The organism is Lentibacillus jeotgali, from assembly GCF_000224785.1.
GTDB lineage: Bacteria > Bacillota > Bacilli > Bacillales > Amphibacillaceae > Lentibacillus > Lentibacillus jeotgali.
Window position 1 is genome coordinate 1 of the sequence record NZ_AGAV01000007.1, and the last position, 18,258, is coordinate 18,258.

20 protein-coding genes and 2 pseudogenes are annotated in these 18,258 nt (G+C 36.9%); 17 read left to right on the forward strand and 5 right to left on the reverse strand.

The window, feature by feature from the left end; all coding sequences use genetic code 11:
* Positions 1-1,213: 1,213 nt before the first annotated feature.
* The 7 genes and pseudogenes from ON01_RS06395 to ON01_RS06420 all read left to right on the forward strand — a co-directional run bounded on the left by ON01_RS06395 (position 1,214) and on the right by ON01_RS06420 (position 4,400).
* Positions 1,214-1,414, forward strand: coding sequence for a hypothetical protein (locus tag ON01_RS06395; RefSeq protein WP_138919744.1), 201 nt, complete (start codon positions 1,214-1,216; stop codon positions 1,412-1,414).
* A 97-nt stretch (positions 1,415-1,511) separates the two neighbouring features.
* A complete protein-coding gene (locus ON01_RS19180) occupies positions 1,512-1,736 on the forward strand; it encodes a hypothetical protein (protein WP_138919745.1) in 225 nt (74 codons plus the stop codon).
* Positions 1,737-2,024: 288 nt separating this feature from the next.
* The gene (locus ON01_RS06400) at positions 2,025-2,576 is read left to right on the forward strand and encodes a GNAT family N-acetyltransferase (RefSeq protein WP_010530187.1); all 552 of its coding nucleotides are present in this window, start codon (positions 2,025-2,027) and stop codon (positions 2,574-2,576) included.
* Between the two features lie 33 nt (positions 2,577-2,609).
* Positions 2,610-3,035 carry a nucleoside 2-deoxyribosyltransferase gene (locus ON01_RS06405; protein WP_010530188.1) on the forward strand — a complete coding sequence of 142 codons (426 nt, stop codon included), beginning with the start codon at positions 2,610-2,612 and terminating at the stop codon, positions 3,033-3,035.
* 219 nt (positions 3,036-3,254) lie between these two features.
* A pseudogene (locus ON01_RS06410) lies at positions 3,255-3,673 on the forward strand (cytidine deaminase).
* A gap of 101 nt (positions 3,674-3,774) precedes the next feature.
* On the forward strand, positions 3,775-3,957 hold the full coding sequence (locus ON01_RS06415) for a PspC domain-containing protein (protein ID WP_010530190.1): 183 nt from the start codon (positions 3,775-3,777) through the stop codon (positions 3,955-3,957).
* A 119-nt stretch (positions 3,958-4,076) separates the two neighbouring features.
* A complete protein-coding gene (locus ON01_RS06420) occupies positions 4,077-4,400 on the forward strand; it encodes a hypothetical protein (RefSeq protein ID WP_010530191.1) in 324 nt (107 codons plus the stop codon).
* Positions 4,401-4,552: 152 nt separating this feature from the next.
* On the opposite strand, the gene ON01_RS06425 is transcribed toward ON01_RS06420, so the two are convergent.
* Positions 4,553-4,933, reverse strand: coding sequence for a hypothetical protein (locus ON01_RS06425; RefSeq protein ID WP_010530192.1), 381 nt, complete (start codon positions 4,931-4,933; stop codon positions 4,553-4,555).
* 631 nt (positions 4,934-5,564) lie between these two features.
* Here ON01_RS06425 and ON01_RS06435 point away from each other — a divergent pair.
* A complete protein-coding gene (locus ON01_RS06435; RefSeq protein WP_010530194.1) occupies positions 5,565-6,029 on the forward strand; it encodes a DinB family protein in 465 nt (154 codons plus the stop codon).
* A gap of 220 nt (positions 6,030-6,249) precedes the next feature.
* Positions 6,250-7,443, forward strand: a pseudogene (locus ON01_RS06445) (IS3 family transposase).
* 660 nt (positions 7,444-8,103) lie between these two features.
* On the opposite strand, the gene ON01_RS06450 reads toward ON01_RS06445, so the two are convergent.
* On the reverse strand, positions 8,104-9,513 hold the full coding sequence (locus ON01_RS06450; RefSeq protein WP_010530196.1) for an MDR family MFS transporter: 1,410 nt from the start codon (positions 9,511-9,513) through the stop codon (positions 8,104-8,106).
* A gap of 142 nt (positions 9,514-9,655) precedes the next feature.
* Positions 9,656-10,543 carry a TetR/AcrR family transcriptional regulator gene (locus ON01_RS06455; protein WP_010530197.1) on the reverse strand — a complete coding sequence of 296 codons (888 nt, stop codon included), beginning with the start codon at positions 10,541-10,543 and terminating at the stop codon, positions 9,656-9,658.
* Positions 10,544-11,075: 532 nt separating this feature from the next.
* Between ON01_RS06455 and ON01_RS06460 the strand changes: the two genes are divergently transcribed.
* Complete coding sequence (locus tag ON01_RS06460) at positions 11,076-11,426, forward strand: NUDIX hydrolase (protein ID WP_010530198.1); 351 nt, start codon at positions 11,076-11,078, stop codon at positions 11,424-11,426.
* Positions 11,427-11,712: 286 nt separating this feature from the next.
* Here ON01_RS06460 and ON01_RS06465 read toward each other — a convergent pair whose 3' ends face one another.
* Entirely contained in the window at positions 11,713-12,474 is a 762-nt protein-coding gene (locus ON01_RS06465; protein WP_010530199.1) for an MBL fold metallo-hydrolase, read from the reverse strand.
* A gap of 116 nt (positions 12,475-12,590) precedes the next feature.
* On the opposite strand from ON01_RS06465, the gene ON01_RS06470 reads away from it, so the two are divergent.
* Positions 12,591-13,001, forward strand: a complete 411-nt coding sequence (locus tag ON01_RS06470; protein ID WP_010530200.1) for an Lrp/AsnC family transcriptional regulator — start codon at positions 12,591-12,593, stop codon at positions 12,999-13,001.
* 253 nt (positions 13,002-13,254) lie between these two features.
* Positions 13,255-13,620, forward strand: a complete 366-nt coding sequence (locus ON01_RS06475; protein WP_010530201.1) for a sigma-70 family RNA polymerase sigma factor — start codon at positions 13,255-13,257, stop codon at positions 13,618-13,620.
* Positions 13,621-13,726: 106 nt separating this feature from the next.
* On the opposite strand, the gene ON01_RS06480 is transcribed toward ON01_RS06475, so the two are convergent.
* Positions 13,727-14,677, reverse strand: a complete 951-nt coding sequence (locus ON01_RS06480; protein WP_010530202.1) for a DMT family transporter — start codon at positions 14,675-14,677, stop codon at positions 13,727-13,729.
* Between the two features lie 105 nt (positions 14,678-14,782).
* Here ON01_RS06480 and ON01_RS06485 point away from each other — a divergent pair, with 105 nt between their 5' ends.
* The 5 genes from ON01_RS06485 to ON01_RS06505 all read left to right on the forward strand — a co-directional run bounded on the left by ON01_RS06485 (position 14,783) and on the right by ON01_RS06505 (position 18,248).
* Positions 14,783-15,673, forward strand: coding sequence for an AraC family transcriptional regulator (locus tag ON01_RS06485; protein ID WP_010530203.1), 891 nt, complete (start codon positions 14,783-14,785; stop codon positions 15,671-15,673).
* Positions 15,674-16,117: 444 nt separating this feature from the next.
* A complete protein-coding gene (locus ON01_RS06490) occupies positions 16,118-16,591 on the forward strand; it encodes an Lrp/AsnC family transcriptional regulator (protein ID WP_010530204.1) in 474 nt (157 codons plus the stop codon).
* Between the two features lie 66 nt (positions 16,592-16,657).
* Positions 16,658-17,371 (forward strand): azaleucine resistance protein AzlC, encoded by a 714-nt coding sequence (gene azlC / locus ON01_RS06495; RefSeq protein WP_029329017.1) that lies wholly within the window; start codon positions 16,658-16,660, stop codon positions 17,369-17,371.
* Entirely contained in the window at positions 17,368-17,700 is a 333-nt protein-coding gene (locus tag ON01_RS06500) for a branched-chain amino acid transporter permease (protein WP_029329018.1), read from the forward strand. Before azlC ends, ON01_RS06500 begins: the two co-directional genes overlap by 4 nt.
* A 92-nt stretch (positions 17,701-17,792) precedes the next feature.
* Positions 17,793-18,248: a PaaI family thioesterase gene (locus ON01_RS06505; RefSeq protein ID WP_010530207.1), complete on the forward strand. Its 456-nt coding sequence runs from the start codon at positions 17,793-17,795 to the stop codon at positions 18,246-18,248.
* Positions 18,249-18,258: the final 10 nt, after the last annotated feature.

The window sequence follows — 18,258 nt, forward strand, 5'->3', positions numbered from 1 at the left end:
CACAAACTATTTTACGTCATCGTGGCGGAGTAATGGGAAGCAGCACTTACTTTTTAGCCAAAAGGAATAACAATAGTAATAGTTAAACAATACCAGCTAATAGTTGTCAACACTCAAGTCTAAAAAAGTTTTAAAAAACGTGTTACACTAAATTTGGGCATACCAAATACCCTTACCGTTGAACCGATAAGGTATTAGAAGATTATGAATTAAAATTATCTCTTATTATTGATCTACAAAGACTTCCTGACGTTTTAACATGGCATGGATCCAGTGAACCGGATAAACCTCTTTCCTTTGTAAAAAAGGCTTGGACCTGGCTTTCTCCTTTTGCGATATCCAGGCCAATGACAGGGTCCATATGTGATCACAACTCCTTTAATAGATTCACCGGTGCGCCCCTAATCAATCTTGTAGTTTCATAGCTTCGCTTGTTATGCGGGATCGTGTCCCAACCAGCCTCAAACATGTTTCTACAAGTAGGGGGGGTGACAGTATTACGGACGGGGCCGATGTCCCACGGGCGCGAGCATCCTCCCCCGACTTCCTCAAGCATAAAACCTATGAAAAATAGGTCAACCAGTTCAATGACTGGCTGACCATATAATACGATCGAGCGCGGTAATCGAATAGGAAAGTGTGCTTCTAAACAGGATACTCTTTTCCTTAGGTTCAATTTCTAAACGTGATGATAATATGAATTACCGTTGTGGGTTGTGATTTACCATCATTTCATTGGCAGCTTTATTCGTATTATTTAATAGATGTTTTAAAGTTACACCATAGGAATGGAGTTGATTTAGAGTGAATCCTAAATTAAAGAAGTGGTCATTACTCTGTTTCATTATTTGCCTTTTACTTTGGATCCCTAATGTCATTTTCCAAATTAGCAGTCCTTTTTGGATGCTAGTCTATATTGTTGGTCCAATCGGCATAGCCTTTGGCGTTTTAGGTGAAAGTGTTATATTAACCATTTTGAATTTGATTATGTCTTTTAGTTTTTTCATTATTATGTTTTTTGGTTATCAAATTTCTGCATCGTAAGGATAGTATAATACTATTCTTGCGGATGACAGGAAGAGTCGGATTTTTTAACGCAAAAAATACTTATAATCAAGTGAGTTGAGTATTCTGCAAACGGACGCGTTTCTGATAAAATCGCGTCCATATAGCACATAAGGGTGATATTCTCAAATAAATGGGTGATTTAAAAATGAAAATAAAAACAAGAATTATCCTAGGTGCTTTTGGATGGATAATTTTAATCGGTCTGACAATAATTCAATTTAAATATGGCATCCAACAAACCTTTAACCAAGGTTTAAAAGGGATTTTATCCTTGATAGGAACCATTATTGGAATTGTATTGGTTCTTTCCTCTATACCATCACGATCCAAAAAGGATAATAAATAACTCCAGTGCTTCATTAATGACACCTATTTTTTAGCTTTTCACATTAACGGGCGCAGTAATCTAATAAGATGACGTCACTCTGAAAAGGGATTGTTAGTTGAATAAGAATGAATCAGGCATAGTGCTGGGAGAGTTGGAGGTGCAAGGAATGAGTTTTTGGTTTTATATAACAATTATTATAGGCTTTTCTCTTATTTATTATGGATATGATAAAAAGAAAAGCTACGAATTAAAGGGAAAGGAAATAGAGTTGGAACAAAAAAAGGTAGATTTAGAAATAAAAAAATTTGAATGTGGTATAACTGAAGATAAAAATGAATAGCTGAAAAAGTAAAGGGTTAAATCTTCTTTGATTTTAAAGAACATAGGTTTAATGGGAATGTTCAAGAACGAATTGATTATATCAAAAGCCAGAAACATTAAGACGACGATATACAGCAGACCTTTCAGCAATACGAACGGGGGCCTATCTGGAATAAGAGGCACCCTTTCTTTTGTATGTAGGTAATTTTATGGGATAAAGTTTCGGCCAACAAAAGGGGTTTGAAATGGTACAATTTGAATACAATAGTTTTCAGTATAAATCAAAAATAAAAGAGGAGAACAAATGATGGTCGAACTTAAATACTTTGAACGTTCGGATTTCAGACAACTTATCAATTGGATTGATTCATCTGAATTTTTACTTCAATGGGGAGGACCCGGGTTCAATTATCCCCTAGATGAAAGTCAGTTAGAAAAATACATTGAGAAAGCAAATGATGTTAATTCTGATACATTGGTGTATAAGGTGATCAATAAAGAAACGTCAAATGTTGTTGGTCATATATCTTTGAGTAAAATTGATAAAGAAAATAAGTCTGCGAGGGTAGGAAAAGTATTAGTCGGTGATAAAAATGTAAGAGGCCAAGGAATAGGTCAATTAATGATGACAGAAATACTTAAAATTGCTTTTAATGAACTAAATTTACATAGAGTTAGTCTTGGCGTTTTTGATTTTAATGTGTCTGCCATCGGTTGTTATGAAAAAGCCGGTTTTAAAAAAGAGGGATTACTTAGGGATTCTAGAAAAAATGGTGATGACTACTGGAGCCTATGGGAAATGAGCATTTTAGAAAATGAATTTATGGCTAATAGAAGATCATCTGGTATTCCGTTATAGGGCTGTATAAATCGCTCAGGAGGTCAATGGAAAATGAAAAGAGTTTATTTAGCTAGTCCGTTTTTTAATGATAAAGAGATTTGTTATTTGGAAAAGGTTGAGGAAATTTTGGCAGAAAAGGGTTTGAAAGTATTTTCACCAAGGAGAAAGCCAATTGCTGAAAATGTCAAGGTTGGTTCGCGCCAATGGTCAATTGAAACATTTATGGATGATATAAAACACATTAAGTGGGCAGAAATCGTTGTAGGTATTTATCATGGCAACTATTCCGACAGTGGAACAGCTTGGGAATTTGGTTATGCTTATGCTACGGACAAACCTGTTATTTTAGTTCATGTCGGTGATAACAGTAATTTAATGGTGCATGAAGGTGCACACGCAAATATCACTTTGAAGGAACTTAAAGAATATGACTTCGATGAGTTATCCAGTTCTTTCTATACAGGCGAAATGCTCTAAAAGGCTAAATTGAAAGAAAGTCTATATGGGGTCTAGTCGGAAATTTTCATTTTTCATTAGAATATAAAACAGCTATTTCTAGCCTTCTATTTAGTGTTTCCGGTCTTCAATAATGTGTCGCCATTCCGAAATAACACTAAGGGCCATTTAATGGCACAACATAGCTCAATCCAAATCACAAAAATTTACTACAATTATCATTTACTAGGGGGAATAACAATGGATATAGAAAAGAAATTATATGATTCGGCAGTTGAATTAATTAAAGAAAAATACCCTTCTGATTGGGGCGGTGCCGCAGCGATGGCATTAGAAGATGATACAATTTTAACAAGTATAGCACCTGAAGTCATTGTTGCTTCCACTGAACTCTGTATAGAAACAGGAGCAATCCTTGAAGCTCATAAACTAGGAAAAAAAGTGACTCATTCAATATGCGTAGTACGTGATGATGAACATTCAGAATTCAAGGTCTTGTCTCCGTGTGGAGTATGCCAGGAAAGATTAATTTATGGGGACCAGATGTAAAGGTGGCAGTCAGTGTACCAGGAAAAGATATAGTCTTTAAAACTTTATCAGAGGTGCAACCTTATCACTGGACTGCTGCTTATCCAGAAGAGGATTTATTTAATGAGTAAAGTTCCGTTAACGGCGCTTTTCCCTAATAAGGAGTGGTGCTAATATCGGATATAAGAGCCAGATTATTGAATAAATTTTGTGAAGTAAGGAAGGAATTTTAATGTCACAAAAGTTAGCGAGATCATCAACAGATAGAGCGTTATACGGAGTGTGCGGGGGGATAGCGGAGTATTTAGGCATTTCTTCTTTTATTGTGAGAGTGATATTTTTCCTTACTGCTACCGTTTCTGTTTGGGTATATATATTTCTTAATTGGTTTTTAGAAGATAAGCCGTCATTATGAAATATACAATTTCACAATACGATCGGGCGCCTATCCGGAATAAGGATAACCATCCTTTTTTTGGGGAGATGGCTTAGATTATTTAAAGAATTAGTGTCGAGGGAAAGGAGGTCGAATAAATGAAGTTCTTAGAAAAAATTATTGTTTCTGTACTCTCTACACTAATTCTTTCTCTGTCTTTAGCATTTTGGGAATATACACCAATGACCGAGCAACAGGCTGGGATTGCTTATTTTTCTTTTAAAGGGCTCTTTATCATATATTTTATGTATTCGTTACCTGTATATTTAATAGGAGGGGGTCTTTACTCCTGTTTCGTAGATGTATATTTTGGTAAGATTCAGTTTCGCAATAAATTTTTAAAATACGTTTATGGCAGTATATATATTCATACTCAAAGTAACTTGACATGGAGCCTCTGTGGTAATGGTGAAAGGCAATAGGGCAGGGGTTGGTCTTGTTTGGCAAATTAGTCTACCATCACTACTTCTCCATGTAAAGTTGTATTTACAGAATTTATGAATACGCTTGATTGACAAATGGTACATTTTTTAGATGCCATTAACACCATAACCTAAGATATCAGCCATAGATTTTAGTGAAGAGCCCTTTTTAATTCATCTCCTTTAATCCACATTTTCATATTATCCCCTGTTTTCGGATTTATGCTTTCAATCTGAAACATATTATGCTTATCACTAATTTCTGTCACTCTTACTACTGTACCTACACTAAAACTGTTTATTTCACTAAGGTCTAGGTGCTCCTCTACGGAATCGGGATCTCCCATTTCTTGAAGTTTCCTCATCTCATCAACTGTCTTGTCCATAGAGTTGATATCCATACCTCCTACGGTATTCCTTTCTAATCTAAAAGTGTCTCCCACTTTCGGTTCTCCACAAGCAGCTAAAATCAGGCATAAAAGCAACAATGGAATAAGAAATTTTAATTTCTTTGCCCTTGCTATTCTTCTCACCTCCAAAATCCACTTATGATTATTTATATTTGTATCACTACTACAAAATCACTACAATATACATGTTTTGGAAAATTAAAATTGCAAATTGGGTGTTTTTGTACGTCCTCCTGAAATGGTGGAATGAGCTCAAACTGCTTGAGTGGATTGAAGTTCTGCCAACGGGCGCAAATCCGGAATACTGTTAGGATGGTTTTTTGAAAAGCATTATAGAATTTTTCTCCAGTTTTATACTGATAATTGGCTGGGTGGTCACCATTATTGGGATCGGTATTTTGGTATTTTTAATTTTTGCGTCAATTATCTATGGAACCTTTTACAACTTATATTGGCTTTTGGGGTTTACAATACTTGGATTTGGATTATTTCTTATTTGGACCTCAAAGAATCTTATAAAATTTGCGGATGATCATTCAGTAGAAAAGTACATTGACTAGAGTTTTAAATCTTAAATTATACGATCGGGCGCTTTCGCGGAATTGAACGACACCCCAATTGTTAGACACAACAACAAATTGGAGGTGCAGTTCAGGAATAAATTGCGTCCTTTTATGATTTATCGGACCATATTGTTGAGGACCGTAGTTACAGAGGGTAAAATAAGGGGAAAGGGAAGGAGCATGATGCAAAGATGAACGAAGAAATGATTTTCCAGCAAATTAACTTAGTCAGGCAAAACACATTGAATGAAATGGAAGATTTGTCAGAAGAACAGGCAGATCAAATACCAGAAGGATTCCGCAACACGATCCGTTGGAATCTAGGCCACATTTACACGGTTCAAAATGTTTTGCTTTCGAAATTTGGCGGTAAAAATATCGAAACACCACCTCGCTATCTTGAACTATTTGCCCCAGGGACAAAGCCAGCCGATTGGCAAGGAGATGTACCGACACTTGATGAGTTGGGGCAACTTCTAGAAGAACAGCCAGTAAAACTGAGGGAGGCTTTATCCGGACAGTTGGATGAAAAAGCTGCGGAACCTTTTCAATCACTATCAACCATCGGTGAGATTCTGAATTTCACAATGTATCATGAAGGAATGCATGTGGGAACGATTAAAGGGCTAAAAAAGGCGAACAGTGTGGTAGAGTAAAAAGCAAGTCTTTCATTAAAAGCGTATATTAAAAAGAAAAAGTGATTATTAAAATGCTTATTACATAAAAGGACGTACTTCAAATAAGAATTGCGTCCTTTTTTGATACATCGGGAGCGTCTGCGCGAGAAGCAGTAAAAAGTATGATGTTAGCCTAATAATTGGACACAGAAAACAGAGATTTTTATACTGAAACTATTAATTCTTAGGAGTGTCCAAGATGAGCGGGAAACGATACGATAAAGAGTTTAAAATGTATGCTGTAAAGATGGTGACGGAAGATGGCAGAAAGGTGGCAGAAGTAGCACGAGAACTGGATATAGTCCATCAAACATTGCATAAAATGGGTGGCTAAATATGAAGAAGAACAAGAAGATGCCTTTGTAGGGAGCGGGAACCTTCCTGCCAAAGATAAAGTAGAGTATGAAAAGGATAAGCGTATTCGTGACTTGGAAGAGGAGAATGCCATACTAAAAAAGGCTATGGGCATCTTCGCAAAAAGCCGGAAGTAATTTATGACTTCATCGAAAAACACCGACACGAATTCCGTGTGGCGAAGATGTGCGAGGTATTAGGTGTTTGGAAAAGTGGCTATTACGATTGGAGGGTTCGATCCAAGAGTAACCAGGAAAAGCGAAAAGAAAAGCTCACAGCACAGGTGAAGCGAGTATATATAGAGTCCTATAGAAGATACGGCAGCCCAAAAATCACAGAAATATTAAAACAGGAAGGCTGGGACGTATCACAAAAGACTGTGACCCGTATTATGAAGGAGAATGGCTTACGTTCGAAAACAGTGAAGAAATATAAAGCAACGACAAATTCAAAGCATTCTTATCCTGTTTATCCTAATTTATTGAATCAGAATTTCCACGTAGACCACCCAGGAGAAGTTTGGGTTAGTGATATCACTTATGTATGGACCAATGAAGGGTGGTTGTATTTAGCCACTGTCATGGATTTATTTTCAAGAAGAATCATCGGTTGGGAAATGAGCAGGCGAATGACAAAGGCTTTAACGATGACAGCTTTACAAAGAGCGATTCGTCAACAGGAACCACAGGAGGGACTGATTCATCATTCTGACCGTGGCAGTCAATATGCAGCCCATGACTACCAGGCCATTCTACGAAACTATAAGATCACGACAAGTATGAGCAGAAAAGGCAACTGTTATGACAATGCTTCTATCGAATCTTTTCATAGTGTCATGAAGAAAGAGCTTATATTTCATCAAAGATATCAGACACGTGCACAAGCAAAGCAAAGTATATTTGCCTACATCATGACTTTCTATAATTATAAACGTGTTCATTCGTCTATAGGATATTTGTCACCGATAGCTTATGAGAAAAAGTATGCGCAACGAATGGCTGGAACGAACGGAGTGGAATTTCTGTTACCTAAAAAGTAATGATGGGGAGAATTTGTTTCTCTGCAGCGAAGGCTACAGGAGCAGCCTGATAAATACTTAACAAGAATTCCAAATTTTAAGTGTCCAATTTCTTGACATAGGTCCAGTATTACTCTTTTACTTGGCGGCTTCGAATTCCCCTCAGAAAGGGGGAGCGAGTGATTGATATTGACAAGACTCTCGAGTTGATGTTGATGTTTGGAACACTCGTTGTTTTACTTGCTGACAGCCATGAAAAGTAGTAATTACCCTGTCGTCTCCGTAAACGTGGGGTAATTACTCTTTTGTGAAAATCCTGATTCGGAGTCGTCGTGCCTTGCGGATAACTGTCCGGGTCGCAAGTTGCTGCTTACGATTCTTTTATCGACTCCGGAAAATAACAACCATTTTAATATTATTTGTTTCTATCCAAAACTATTCATCTTTTCTCAATTTTGATCAGAGGCTACTAGTCCATAAGTGCTTGCATATTTTTGTATCTTGAAATTACATTACCCTATCCCTATTAATAAGAAACATTTAGCTAAATGACTAGTCCGTTAAAGGGGATTTATTTTAATAAGTTCTTTGAAACACTCTTGTATAATACGAACGGGCGCTAATCTGGAATAATTGTTGAAGAATTAAACGACCACCTGCTTTAGCAGGTAGTCGTTTAAGTTAATGTTTAGATAAACGATCTCCCGGTTTTACGTCTTCTTTAAGTTTAAAAGAAAGTATGAATCCCAAAATAGCTGCGATTCCCGCTGCGATAAAGGAAACATTTACACCATGAATAAGCCCCGATACTGTCTCATCTGGTATGGCAGCTGTAGACATGATGGTAACAAGAATTGCCGTACCGATCGAACCGGCAACTTGACGGAATGTGTTATTCATCGCAGTCCCGTGCGGAATCAGTTGGTCCGGCAACTGATTCAAGGCTAAGGTTGTCATAGGCATCATGACCATTGCGATGGAAATCATGCGAATACCATTCATGGTTGCCAGATATGTGAAGCTTGTATCCATGGATAAATTCGTGAATGCGAAAGTTGTCAACGCTAATAGCAAAAGGCCTCCCCGAGCAAGCCATTTCCCCCCGAATTTATCAAAAAGATAACCGGTGATCGGGTTCGAAAAGCCCATAATAATTGCTCCGGGTAACAACACAAGTCCGGATTTAAGTGCTGAGAATCCAATCATATTCTGCATGTATAACGGCAAAATGATATTTGTTCCAATCATCGCAGCGAAGACGACCATCCCAAGCCCCGTCGCCAAAGTAAAAGTGCCATGTTTGAACACCCTGAATTCAAGAAGCGGCTCTTTCAGTTTCAATTGTCTTGTAATGAACAGGTAGAGAGAAACGATGCCGATCACAATGGATAATATGACCTGAAGGCTGAGCCATCCCGCGTTACCAGCGGTGCTGAATCCGTATAGAAGTCCGCCAAATCCAATTGTCGAAAGAATGACGGATAATATATCCAAACTTGGGTTTTTCTGTTCCGTCACATTTCTGAGTAAGAAGTAAGCCGCTATAATATCTAAAACGGCGATTGGCAGTATAACATAAAACACACTGCGCCATGGGAACTGATCAACGAGAAAGCCCGAAAGACTCGGACCGATGGCCGGGGCGAATGCGATAACAAGTCCGAACAGTCCCATCGCTGTACCTCTTCTGTGTACTGGAAAGGTAAGAAACAAAATGGTTTGCATGAGTGGCATCATAATGCCAGCTCCAGATGCTTGTAATACACGCGCAGCCATTAAGAATGTAAAATTCGGTGAAATCGCGGCAACAAGGGTTCCTGTGGCGAACAATCCCATTGCAGTTAGAAATAGCTTTCGTGTTGTGAATTTGTCGATTAAAAAAGCCGTAACTGGAATCATAATCCCGTTTACGAGCATAAAAACGGATTGCAGCCATTGTACTGTACTCTCACTTAAATTGAGATCTTGCATGATGGGTGGGAGCGCAGTACCAAGAAGTGTCTGATTTAAAATGGTAATGAAAGCGCCTGATAATAACACCGCGAAAAGCGGGACATATTTTTTCCAATTAAACGTTTCTGTATTTTCCATGATATACCATCTTCCTTGCAGTAAAATTTCATTGCATATGCAATTGCGATTATTAATTCCTTCTTGTAGAAGTTTTTGTTGTTTGCGTAAAATTTTTGCTGTTTACGTTATTTCATGAGTCATATTTCCAGACTTTTAATATTTAGTAGTATGTTGCCTGCAAAACAGTCTCAATGCGATGAACCAAGGGGTGACATTCCTTGATTTCCGTCAAGTACAACAATAGGGCTTTAATGAGAAATTTCCTTGGTTCGTTTTCATTAATCTCTTCTTGTAACGATTGAACGGCAGATATTGATTCTTGTTGGATTTCTCTGGGCATTGATAATCGTTCGATCTTCCCACGAAGTTCTTCCAAAAGTTTTTGGATTTGTTCCTGGGGTGATTCATATTGTTGGTCCGGTTCAAACGCTTCGTATTCTTCCATTTTTTGAGACGTTAAGAAGGGTTCCACGTCCGATGTGTGGTGGATCATCGTATCAAATCGTTCTATGACAAAGCGGGCAGCGACTTGAAAATCTATGTCCTTATTTTCATGAATAGCCAAATTCGCATATTCCCTCAATGCTCCCTGAAACATGATGACAAGATCCCAGATATAGGGTTCCACCCGGCTTCCATAGGCTTCCATCAGGCAGTCCTTATACCAATTCATCATTGTCACTCTGATTTTTTTCATAAGCCATGGAATTCTTGGATTGTCATGAGGGGGCATTGCCCGAAGCAGCATGGTTATAAAAGCCCTGTTATCACGAATGCCCTCAAATTGTACAGCAATTTTTTTGATGAGCTTTTCTTTTGGGGACGAAAAGGATTCAAGGCTGATGTTCACAGCCTTTTGCAAGACTTTATTTTGATTGTGTTCAATGACCTGGATCAAAAGTTCTTCTTTAGAATTAAAAACGTTATACAATGATCCCTTTGAAATTTTGCAGTCATCAGCAATTTCCTGTACGGATGTGTTGAAATAACCTTTTTCCGAAAAAAGGTGGGTCGCCGACTGCATAATTTCTTCTTTTTTTCTGGTCATCCCGCACTCACCTCTTTCGTAACATGAAGGTACTTATGCCTTGTACTCGAATAATTGGTTAAATACATGATGAACAACGCACAGTTTCCGTTTTGGATTTTGACATCCGAAAATTCGTTGTTCATCGTACGACTAATCGGTCAAAAATGACCATACGGTTAACAACTAATATATTGTAATTGACTGGATGCTTTAAGTCAACCACCCGAGTTTTTATTTATCTATAAACAATAAATTCAAGCGGTTAAAGCCATAAATCGTGAAACTACTGTACCACAGTAATAAAGGGGTAGCGTATGTAATTATATTGGTGCTTTGAAATTAACAGGTTTTCTCATACTATCTTGAATTCAAATCTTCAGGAAAAGGGCGCGGTAATCGAACAACTGCTTCCTAAGCTGGACCATATTACGGAATAAAGGTTCTGTTATAATCTTGTTAGATAATAGTGGTTTTAAAATAGTGGGATGGTGAGAAAGTGATCAGGGTAGATGTAGCATACGGACTTAATTTGTGAGCAAAAAAGGTTCTGATGGTTAATAATAGGGGGAGTGGCTGGTCTCTTCCTGGTGGAGCAGTTGAAAAAGGGGAAACGTTTAAACAGGCAGTTATGCGCGAGGTTAAAGAAGAGCCAGGGTTAACAGTAGAAGTTGAACACATTGTTTCGGTTAACGAAGCCTTTTTTAAGGAAAGGGGTCATCACGCTTTGTTTACAACATTCAAAGCAAAAATAATTAACGGAAGCCCTTCAATTCAATATGAAAATGAAATTGAAGAGAAAAAGTGGGTGGATTTTCAAACAGCAAACAAGTTAATGCCGTATAATCCCAGTGGCATAGAAGGACTGCTTGAATCTTTCGTCCCTTACACTTTCCAAGGCTAATATAACCTTCCCATTGTTCAATCAACGGGCGCAACTCAGGAATAAGTATCAGCAACCAAATTGAATATAAGGGCGCCATTCCTGAATAAGTCATGGAGCCCGTTCTATACATAAGGGCCAGATTGTTGAAGACTTGAATATTGAGAGATATTATTTCGAAGGGAGTAAATCTGATGCAAAAGGTGTAAGCGTAATGTACATAACAAAAACGGATAGGTAGTAACTATGTTTAATAACTTTGTTTATAACTTAAAGCAGAAAGAATGTTTTCTTTCTGCTTTAACTGCTAAAACGAGTATGATTCGCCATCGTCGGGAACTAAGACATTAGAGGAGATGCCTTTTTCATTTATGAAGTTTTTTAATTCTTCTCGTGATAGGGTCCAATGATTGACAGCTTCCATATGGCTAGCAATAATTTTTGCATTAGGCGCCGCCTTATATACTTCATATCCATCATCTTTTCCCATTACGAGAGAACCACCTTCGAGGAATTGGTTATCTCCGGCATTTACTACAATGATTTCTGGTTGGTGTGTTTCAATTTCCTCTTGAACGCCTTCATACCAAACTGTATCTCCAGCTACGTATAATGTTTTTTCATTTGGGTGTTTAAAAACAGCGCCACATACGGGACCAGCAACTTTTAGTATTTCCCCTCTACCATGCTCACCCTTGGTTTTAGATAATTGGATATCTGCAAAGACGGTATCTTCTTGCAAAACTTCCACGTTTTTAAAACCACTGTTCTTAATTTCTGAAGCATCCTCTTCATTTTGCGTAAACAATTTGATTTCTTTTGGAAGTACCTCTTTGGCAACATTATCCCAGTGGTCTAAATGAAGATGTGTAACTATGACGGCGTCTACATGATTAATAATATGATCAATAGAAGTTGGTAAATCAACTAACGGATTATTTTGATCTTGTCTTGCCGAATCCGGAAAAGGAGGGTAAGTCCCTTTTTCCGCTAAAAATGGATCTATTAAGAATTTCTTCCCTGCATACTCAACGATCAGAGTTGCATTGCGAATTTGTTGTATATTCATGGTTATAACTCCTTTGCTTTTATTTACATTTATTATATATTATCATCAATGAAGACATACATGGATGAAATCAAGTCTTTTTGCCGTTCTACTTGATAACTGAAAGGATTTGAATAATGTTAGATAGTACAGATATGCGTGTTATCGATGAACTATCCAAAAATAGTCGGATTACGATGAAAGAATTGGGTGAAAAAGTTCATTTGACTGGACAGGCTGCCTCAGACAGAATAGCCAAGCTAGAGGACAGTGGCGTGATTGAGGGGTATACGATAAAGGTTAACCAAAGCAAATTAGGGTGTCATGTACATGCCTTTATTACGATCATGACACAAAGTATTAATCACCAACCTTATATCTCATTTATAAAAACACAAGAACAATACGTTATATATAACTATAAAATTAGTGGAGATGGCTGCTATCTTCTTGAATGTAAATTTCCATCCAATGAAGTATTAGATGAATTTTTGGAAGAATTAAATGAATATGCAAACTATAAATTATCGATTGTTATTAATAAATAGTAACTCTTATGTAAAGTTTGTGAAGAAGTACACTTAAATTAACGTGCTTCATCGGGCATGTTGAATAATGTTTAGAGATACTTAGAAATATATTCATAGGATTTAAATTACAAGGAAAATGGGATATGCGTCAGTTATTTAATAGCTTACTTGCAAAAATAATGCAATGGTATTATAATCCGCGGCATTTCACAATTACTTGATTGGAAAACACTGTAAATGACTTAGAACAGTCAACAAGGGAGATATATTAATGAATAATAGATATGAATTAAATGATGATGACATGATTTTCTTTAAGGAAATGATTGAGGTTCCAAACTGGGGTGCACGAAGATCTTACTATAAAATACTAAAAGACCGGGAATCAGAAAGATTTATACGTTTTATAGCGATATACAGAACCGTACGTCCTCTGCTTCTAGACAGGTTATCAGAAAGGGAATTGTTTATCTTGGACGAGTTTTATGGTTTGAAAAAAGAATCAACTCCTATTAATGAATTAGCTTCAACTTTATGCATATCCAGAAGTCGTGTTATCCAGGTTCGTAACAATGCCGAAAGAAAAATTAGAAGAGTATTCCATGAAGAAAAACGAAAGAAACCTCATCAAGTTTGATAACGGGTCCCATTACGTATCGCAAAATCATATTTTGCACTAACCATACCAATAAAATTGAGAATTAGGACTTAAAGAAAAGTCCCCCCTGAAGTTTAAAGGACAATTATTCAACTCTGGGGGACTTTCCATTTTTACCTGATTTTTTCTCTGTAGAAGACTTTGTATTGAATGCAAGTAATACAGTCATCCCAAGAATACAAGCTGTACCAACCCATTGTAAATATCCAAAAGGCTCATTTAACCAAATGACTGTTGTTAAAACAGCTGATAGAGGTTCTAGACTGCCTAACAGACTTGTCTCTTTAGGTGAAAGACTTTGTAAGCTTTCAATATAGAACCAAAACGCAATCATTGTACCGAAAATGACTACAAAAGCGAGGTATAAATAAATTTCTACCGTTAAGTTTGTATAATCCATTTGCCAAGGAGACTGGATCAAACTTAATGCCAAACCGCCAATAATCATAGCCCAGCCAACAACAACAAGGGAATCGTATTGTTTCAGTAAGGGAACAGCATATAACGTATAAAAGGCCAAAGCAAGTCCGGATAATAACCCCCAAATGATGGCAGGTATTGGAACAGATAGTTGTGATAAGGATCCATTTGTTAATAAGAAAAAGCAGCCAACTAAAGATAATGAAATCGTCAACACATCCTGGCGTGTTAAGACCGTTTGTTTGCGCACAAGTAAATATATAATAATCATGACAGGAGCTAGATATTGTAATAGCGTTGCAACAGCTGCATTACCGTGATTAATAGATGCCATATATGTGTATTGAACCGCAAGCATGCCGAGTAACCCAAAAATAATTAACTTGATTGCTGTCTTTTTATTTTTCCAAACACTGAAAACTTGAGAAAAGTCTTTTCTTAACGCCTGAACGACTAAAAGTAAGATACCAGCTATGAGCAAGCGAACGATTACGAGCCAATTAACATCGATGGCATATTGCTGAAAGAGTTTTTGTGAAACCGTACCCCCGACACCCCAAAAGGTGGCTCCTGTTATAACAAGAATTAATCCTATTTTTTTATTAGGTCTATCCATCATTTTCTTCACCTCAAATTATAAGGATAATGTTATGATAAACGAAAATTCGCTGTAATAATACATAGATTGAATCAAATAATATAAATATATTGAGGTGATGATTTGAAATTTAAAAATATTGAAGTGGGGGAAAACTTGAAAGAACTCACTAGCCATCGTACAATTTCCTTACCAATAGCCTGTTATGAAACGGTGATTCGTCAAAATATACAAGGTTATATTCCCCTTCACTGGCATGATGAAATACAATTTGTTTTGGTTGTAAAAGGCGAAGCAAACTTTCAAATAAATGAAGAAAAAATAGAGCTTCGAGAAGCAGATGGGCTGTTTATAAATAGTGGTTGTCTGCATATGGCCGAAGAAAAGAACCAGTCAGACTGTATTTATATTTGTTTAAATGTTTCTCCTCATTTCATTTTACCTCAAGAACTTTATACAACTTATGTATACCCTTATATTCAAGCAACTAATTTACCTTATTTATACATTGATGCAAATGATAATTGGGGGCGTAACATTTTAGGGGCTATTATGAAAATTAAGGAGAGAATTGAACAGGAACCCCCATACTTTGAAATCGAAATTGCCTTACAGACCACGTTTATTTGGAAAAACCTCATTATTAATGGCTTTTCATTAGAATACAATCAAACGGAAGCGCTAAAGAATCATCGGATGAAGCAAATGTTAAACTGGATACATCGCCATTATGGAGAGAAAATTATGCTAGATGATATTGCAAGTGCTGGCGGGTTGAGCCGTTCTGAATGCTGCCGATATTTCAAAAGCATGTTAAAAACGACGCCATTACGTTATGTAACTGACTACCGAATTCAAGCAAGCTTAAGTCTGCTGCAACATACAGACGCCAATGTTACGGAAATTGCCTATCAAGTAGGTTTTAACAGTACAAGCTATTTCATTGATAAATTCCGTAAGATGATGAACATAACGCCATTGGCATATAAAAAACATAACTTTGGTGATCGTTAAGAACATATAAGGCTAATATTAAATTAAGATAATAATTACAATTTTCTGTAAACAGTGTGCGTTCGCGGAAGAAGGCGTCCATCAGAATTGAGCCATATTGTTGAACAACTTTTTTATAACTACATGTACCTAATTAACAAGTATAAACTAAATTCACATGAATAATTTTACTTCCGATAAGCAATAGGGACGGTTATGAAGGATTTTACTTTAACTAAAGGCAGAATAATAAAATATCGCTACGTTCTTTGTCCCCCCACCAAAACGGTAGGGGGTTTTGCTTGAATTAATATCTCATTTTAGTGTGAAAGAGCTGATGCAATAGATTTCCTGAACATTCATTTAACATGAATTATATTTAAATATTTGCTTGGTTAACGGTTAATTATTTGGTAAAATGCTTATTAAACAAAATATAATTTTATTATTTTGAGGAGGTGCAAAATGACAAGTAATCTTGATGAACATGATAAGGCAATATTACGAGAATTACAGGAAGATGCTTCCATTTCAAATCTAAATTTATCAAAAAAAATTGGACTTTCACCATCGGCTTGTCTTGCAAGAACAAAAAATTTGGCAGAAACAGGTGTTATTAAAAAGTTTACGACGATTGTTGATGAGAAAAAACTGGGAATTGAAGTCACAGCCATAGCTCTCATCAACCTATCACCTTTGAATAGAGAAACGATTCATTCATTTTTAGAAGATATAAACAAATATCCGCAGGTTCAAGAGTGCTACACACTTACAGGAAGCCATGACTATATGCTCAAGATCATAACAAAGGACATGGAAAGTTATAGGAATTTTATCATTGATTCATTAATGCAGAATCCGGCAGTCAGCGGCGTTGATACAAGCATGGTGATGAGTACAGAAAAAAGAACTGTCAGTGTACCCATTGATGAAGTTTAGGGGGCTATAAATTTGCATGAAAATATAGATTCACCTAATGAAAATTCCTCCAGTCAATATAAAGATATGAGTAGAAGTAATCAAATATGGATTGCAGCTCGTGTAGCTTTTCCAAAAACAGTCCCAATTTTTGCTGGATTTGTATTTTTGGGAATTGCTTACGGCCTCATGATGAATTCATTGGGCTTTAGTGCCATTTACCCCATTCTGATTAGTCTTATCGTGTTTGCAGGTTCCATGGAGTTTGTTGCAGCAAATTTATTGGTTGGTACTTTTAGTCCACTTACTGCTCTTTTTCTAACTCTGACGGTAAATGCACGGCATTTATTTTATGGTCTTTCCATGCTTGAAAAGTATGATGGCATCGGGAAGAAGAAGTGGTATATGGTGTATGGACTTTGCGACGAAGCCTTTGCAATCAATAGTACAATGGATGTACCGAAAAATATCGATAAAGGCTGGGTTATGTTTTTTGTCACACTGTTTAATCATTTCTATTGGGTATTAGGTGCAACTCTAGGCGGCATTTTTGGTTCTTTTGTCAATTTCAATATTGAAGGACTCGATTTTGTCATGACTGCCCTATTTGTAGTCATTTTTCTTGAACAATGGATGAAGGAAGAAAAGCATACCAGTTCACTTGTAGGTCTGGGAGCTTCCATTGTCTGCCTGATTATTTTTGGCGGAAGTAAATTCATTATTCCTGCAATGATAGCAATTTTAGGTCTCTTAACCCTGTTTAGAAAATCATTGGAGAAAGCCGAGGCTGAAGTCGTATGACGATGAGTATATCTCAGCAGATTATTGTGATTGCCATGGTTGTTTTAGGTACAGTTATCACAAGGTTTCTTCCATTTCTTGTGTTCCCATCCGGTAAACCGACACCGAACTATATACAGTATCTCGGTAAAGTATTACCAGCAGCGGTATTAGGCCTTTTGGTTATTTATTGTTTTAAAGATGTGAGCTTTTTATCGGGAAATCATGGTATCCCTGAAATTATTGGGGTATCAGTCGTTACATTGCTTCACTATTGGAAGAAGAATATGCTTCTCTCCATAGCTGGAGGAACAATTGTATACATGCTCTTGGTTCAAATGATTTTTTAATTACATTGACGATAAAAGAATTACAGGTATTTTGGATACATTTTATGAAATAGATAGGAGTAAAAAATAAAGTAAAGAAGGGGTGGATAATAGTGGGGAAGAGAATTGATGAGCTTCAAATTCACGAAAAACACTACGTACAAATCCGGGAGCAAGTGAAAAACGACCCATATGCTCAGGCGTTAGGTATCCAGTTAACAAAATTAGAAGCTGGTTTTGCAGAAGCCGTGCTAGATGTGCAAAGCCATATGGTAAATGCATATAGAACTGTTCATGGGGCAGTTATTTATGCTTTAGCAGATCATGCATTTTCTGCCGCCTGTAACGCATATGGAAGAACATCATTGGGACTCTCGACAACCATTCAGTTTATTGAATCTGCAAAACCTGGTGACAAGATAGTTGCACGTACAACGGAAATAAAACGAAATTATCGTACCGGGTTCTACCGAACTGACATTTATCATGGGCAAAATCTGATTGCTACCATGGATGCTGTTTCGTACCGTAAAGGTCAATTTTTTATTGAACTGGACGAGCAAGAATAAGTAGTGCAAT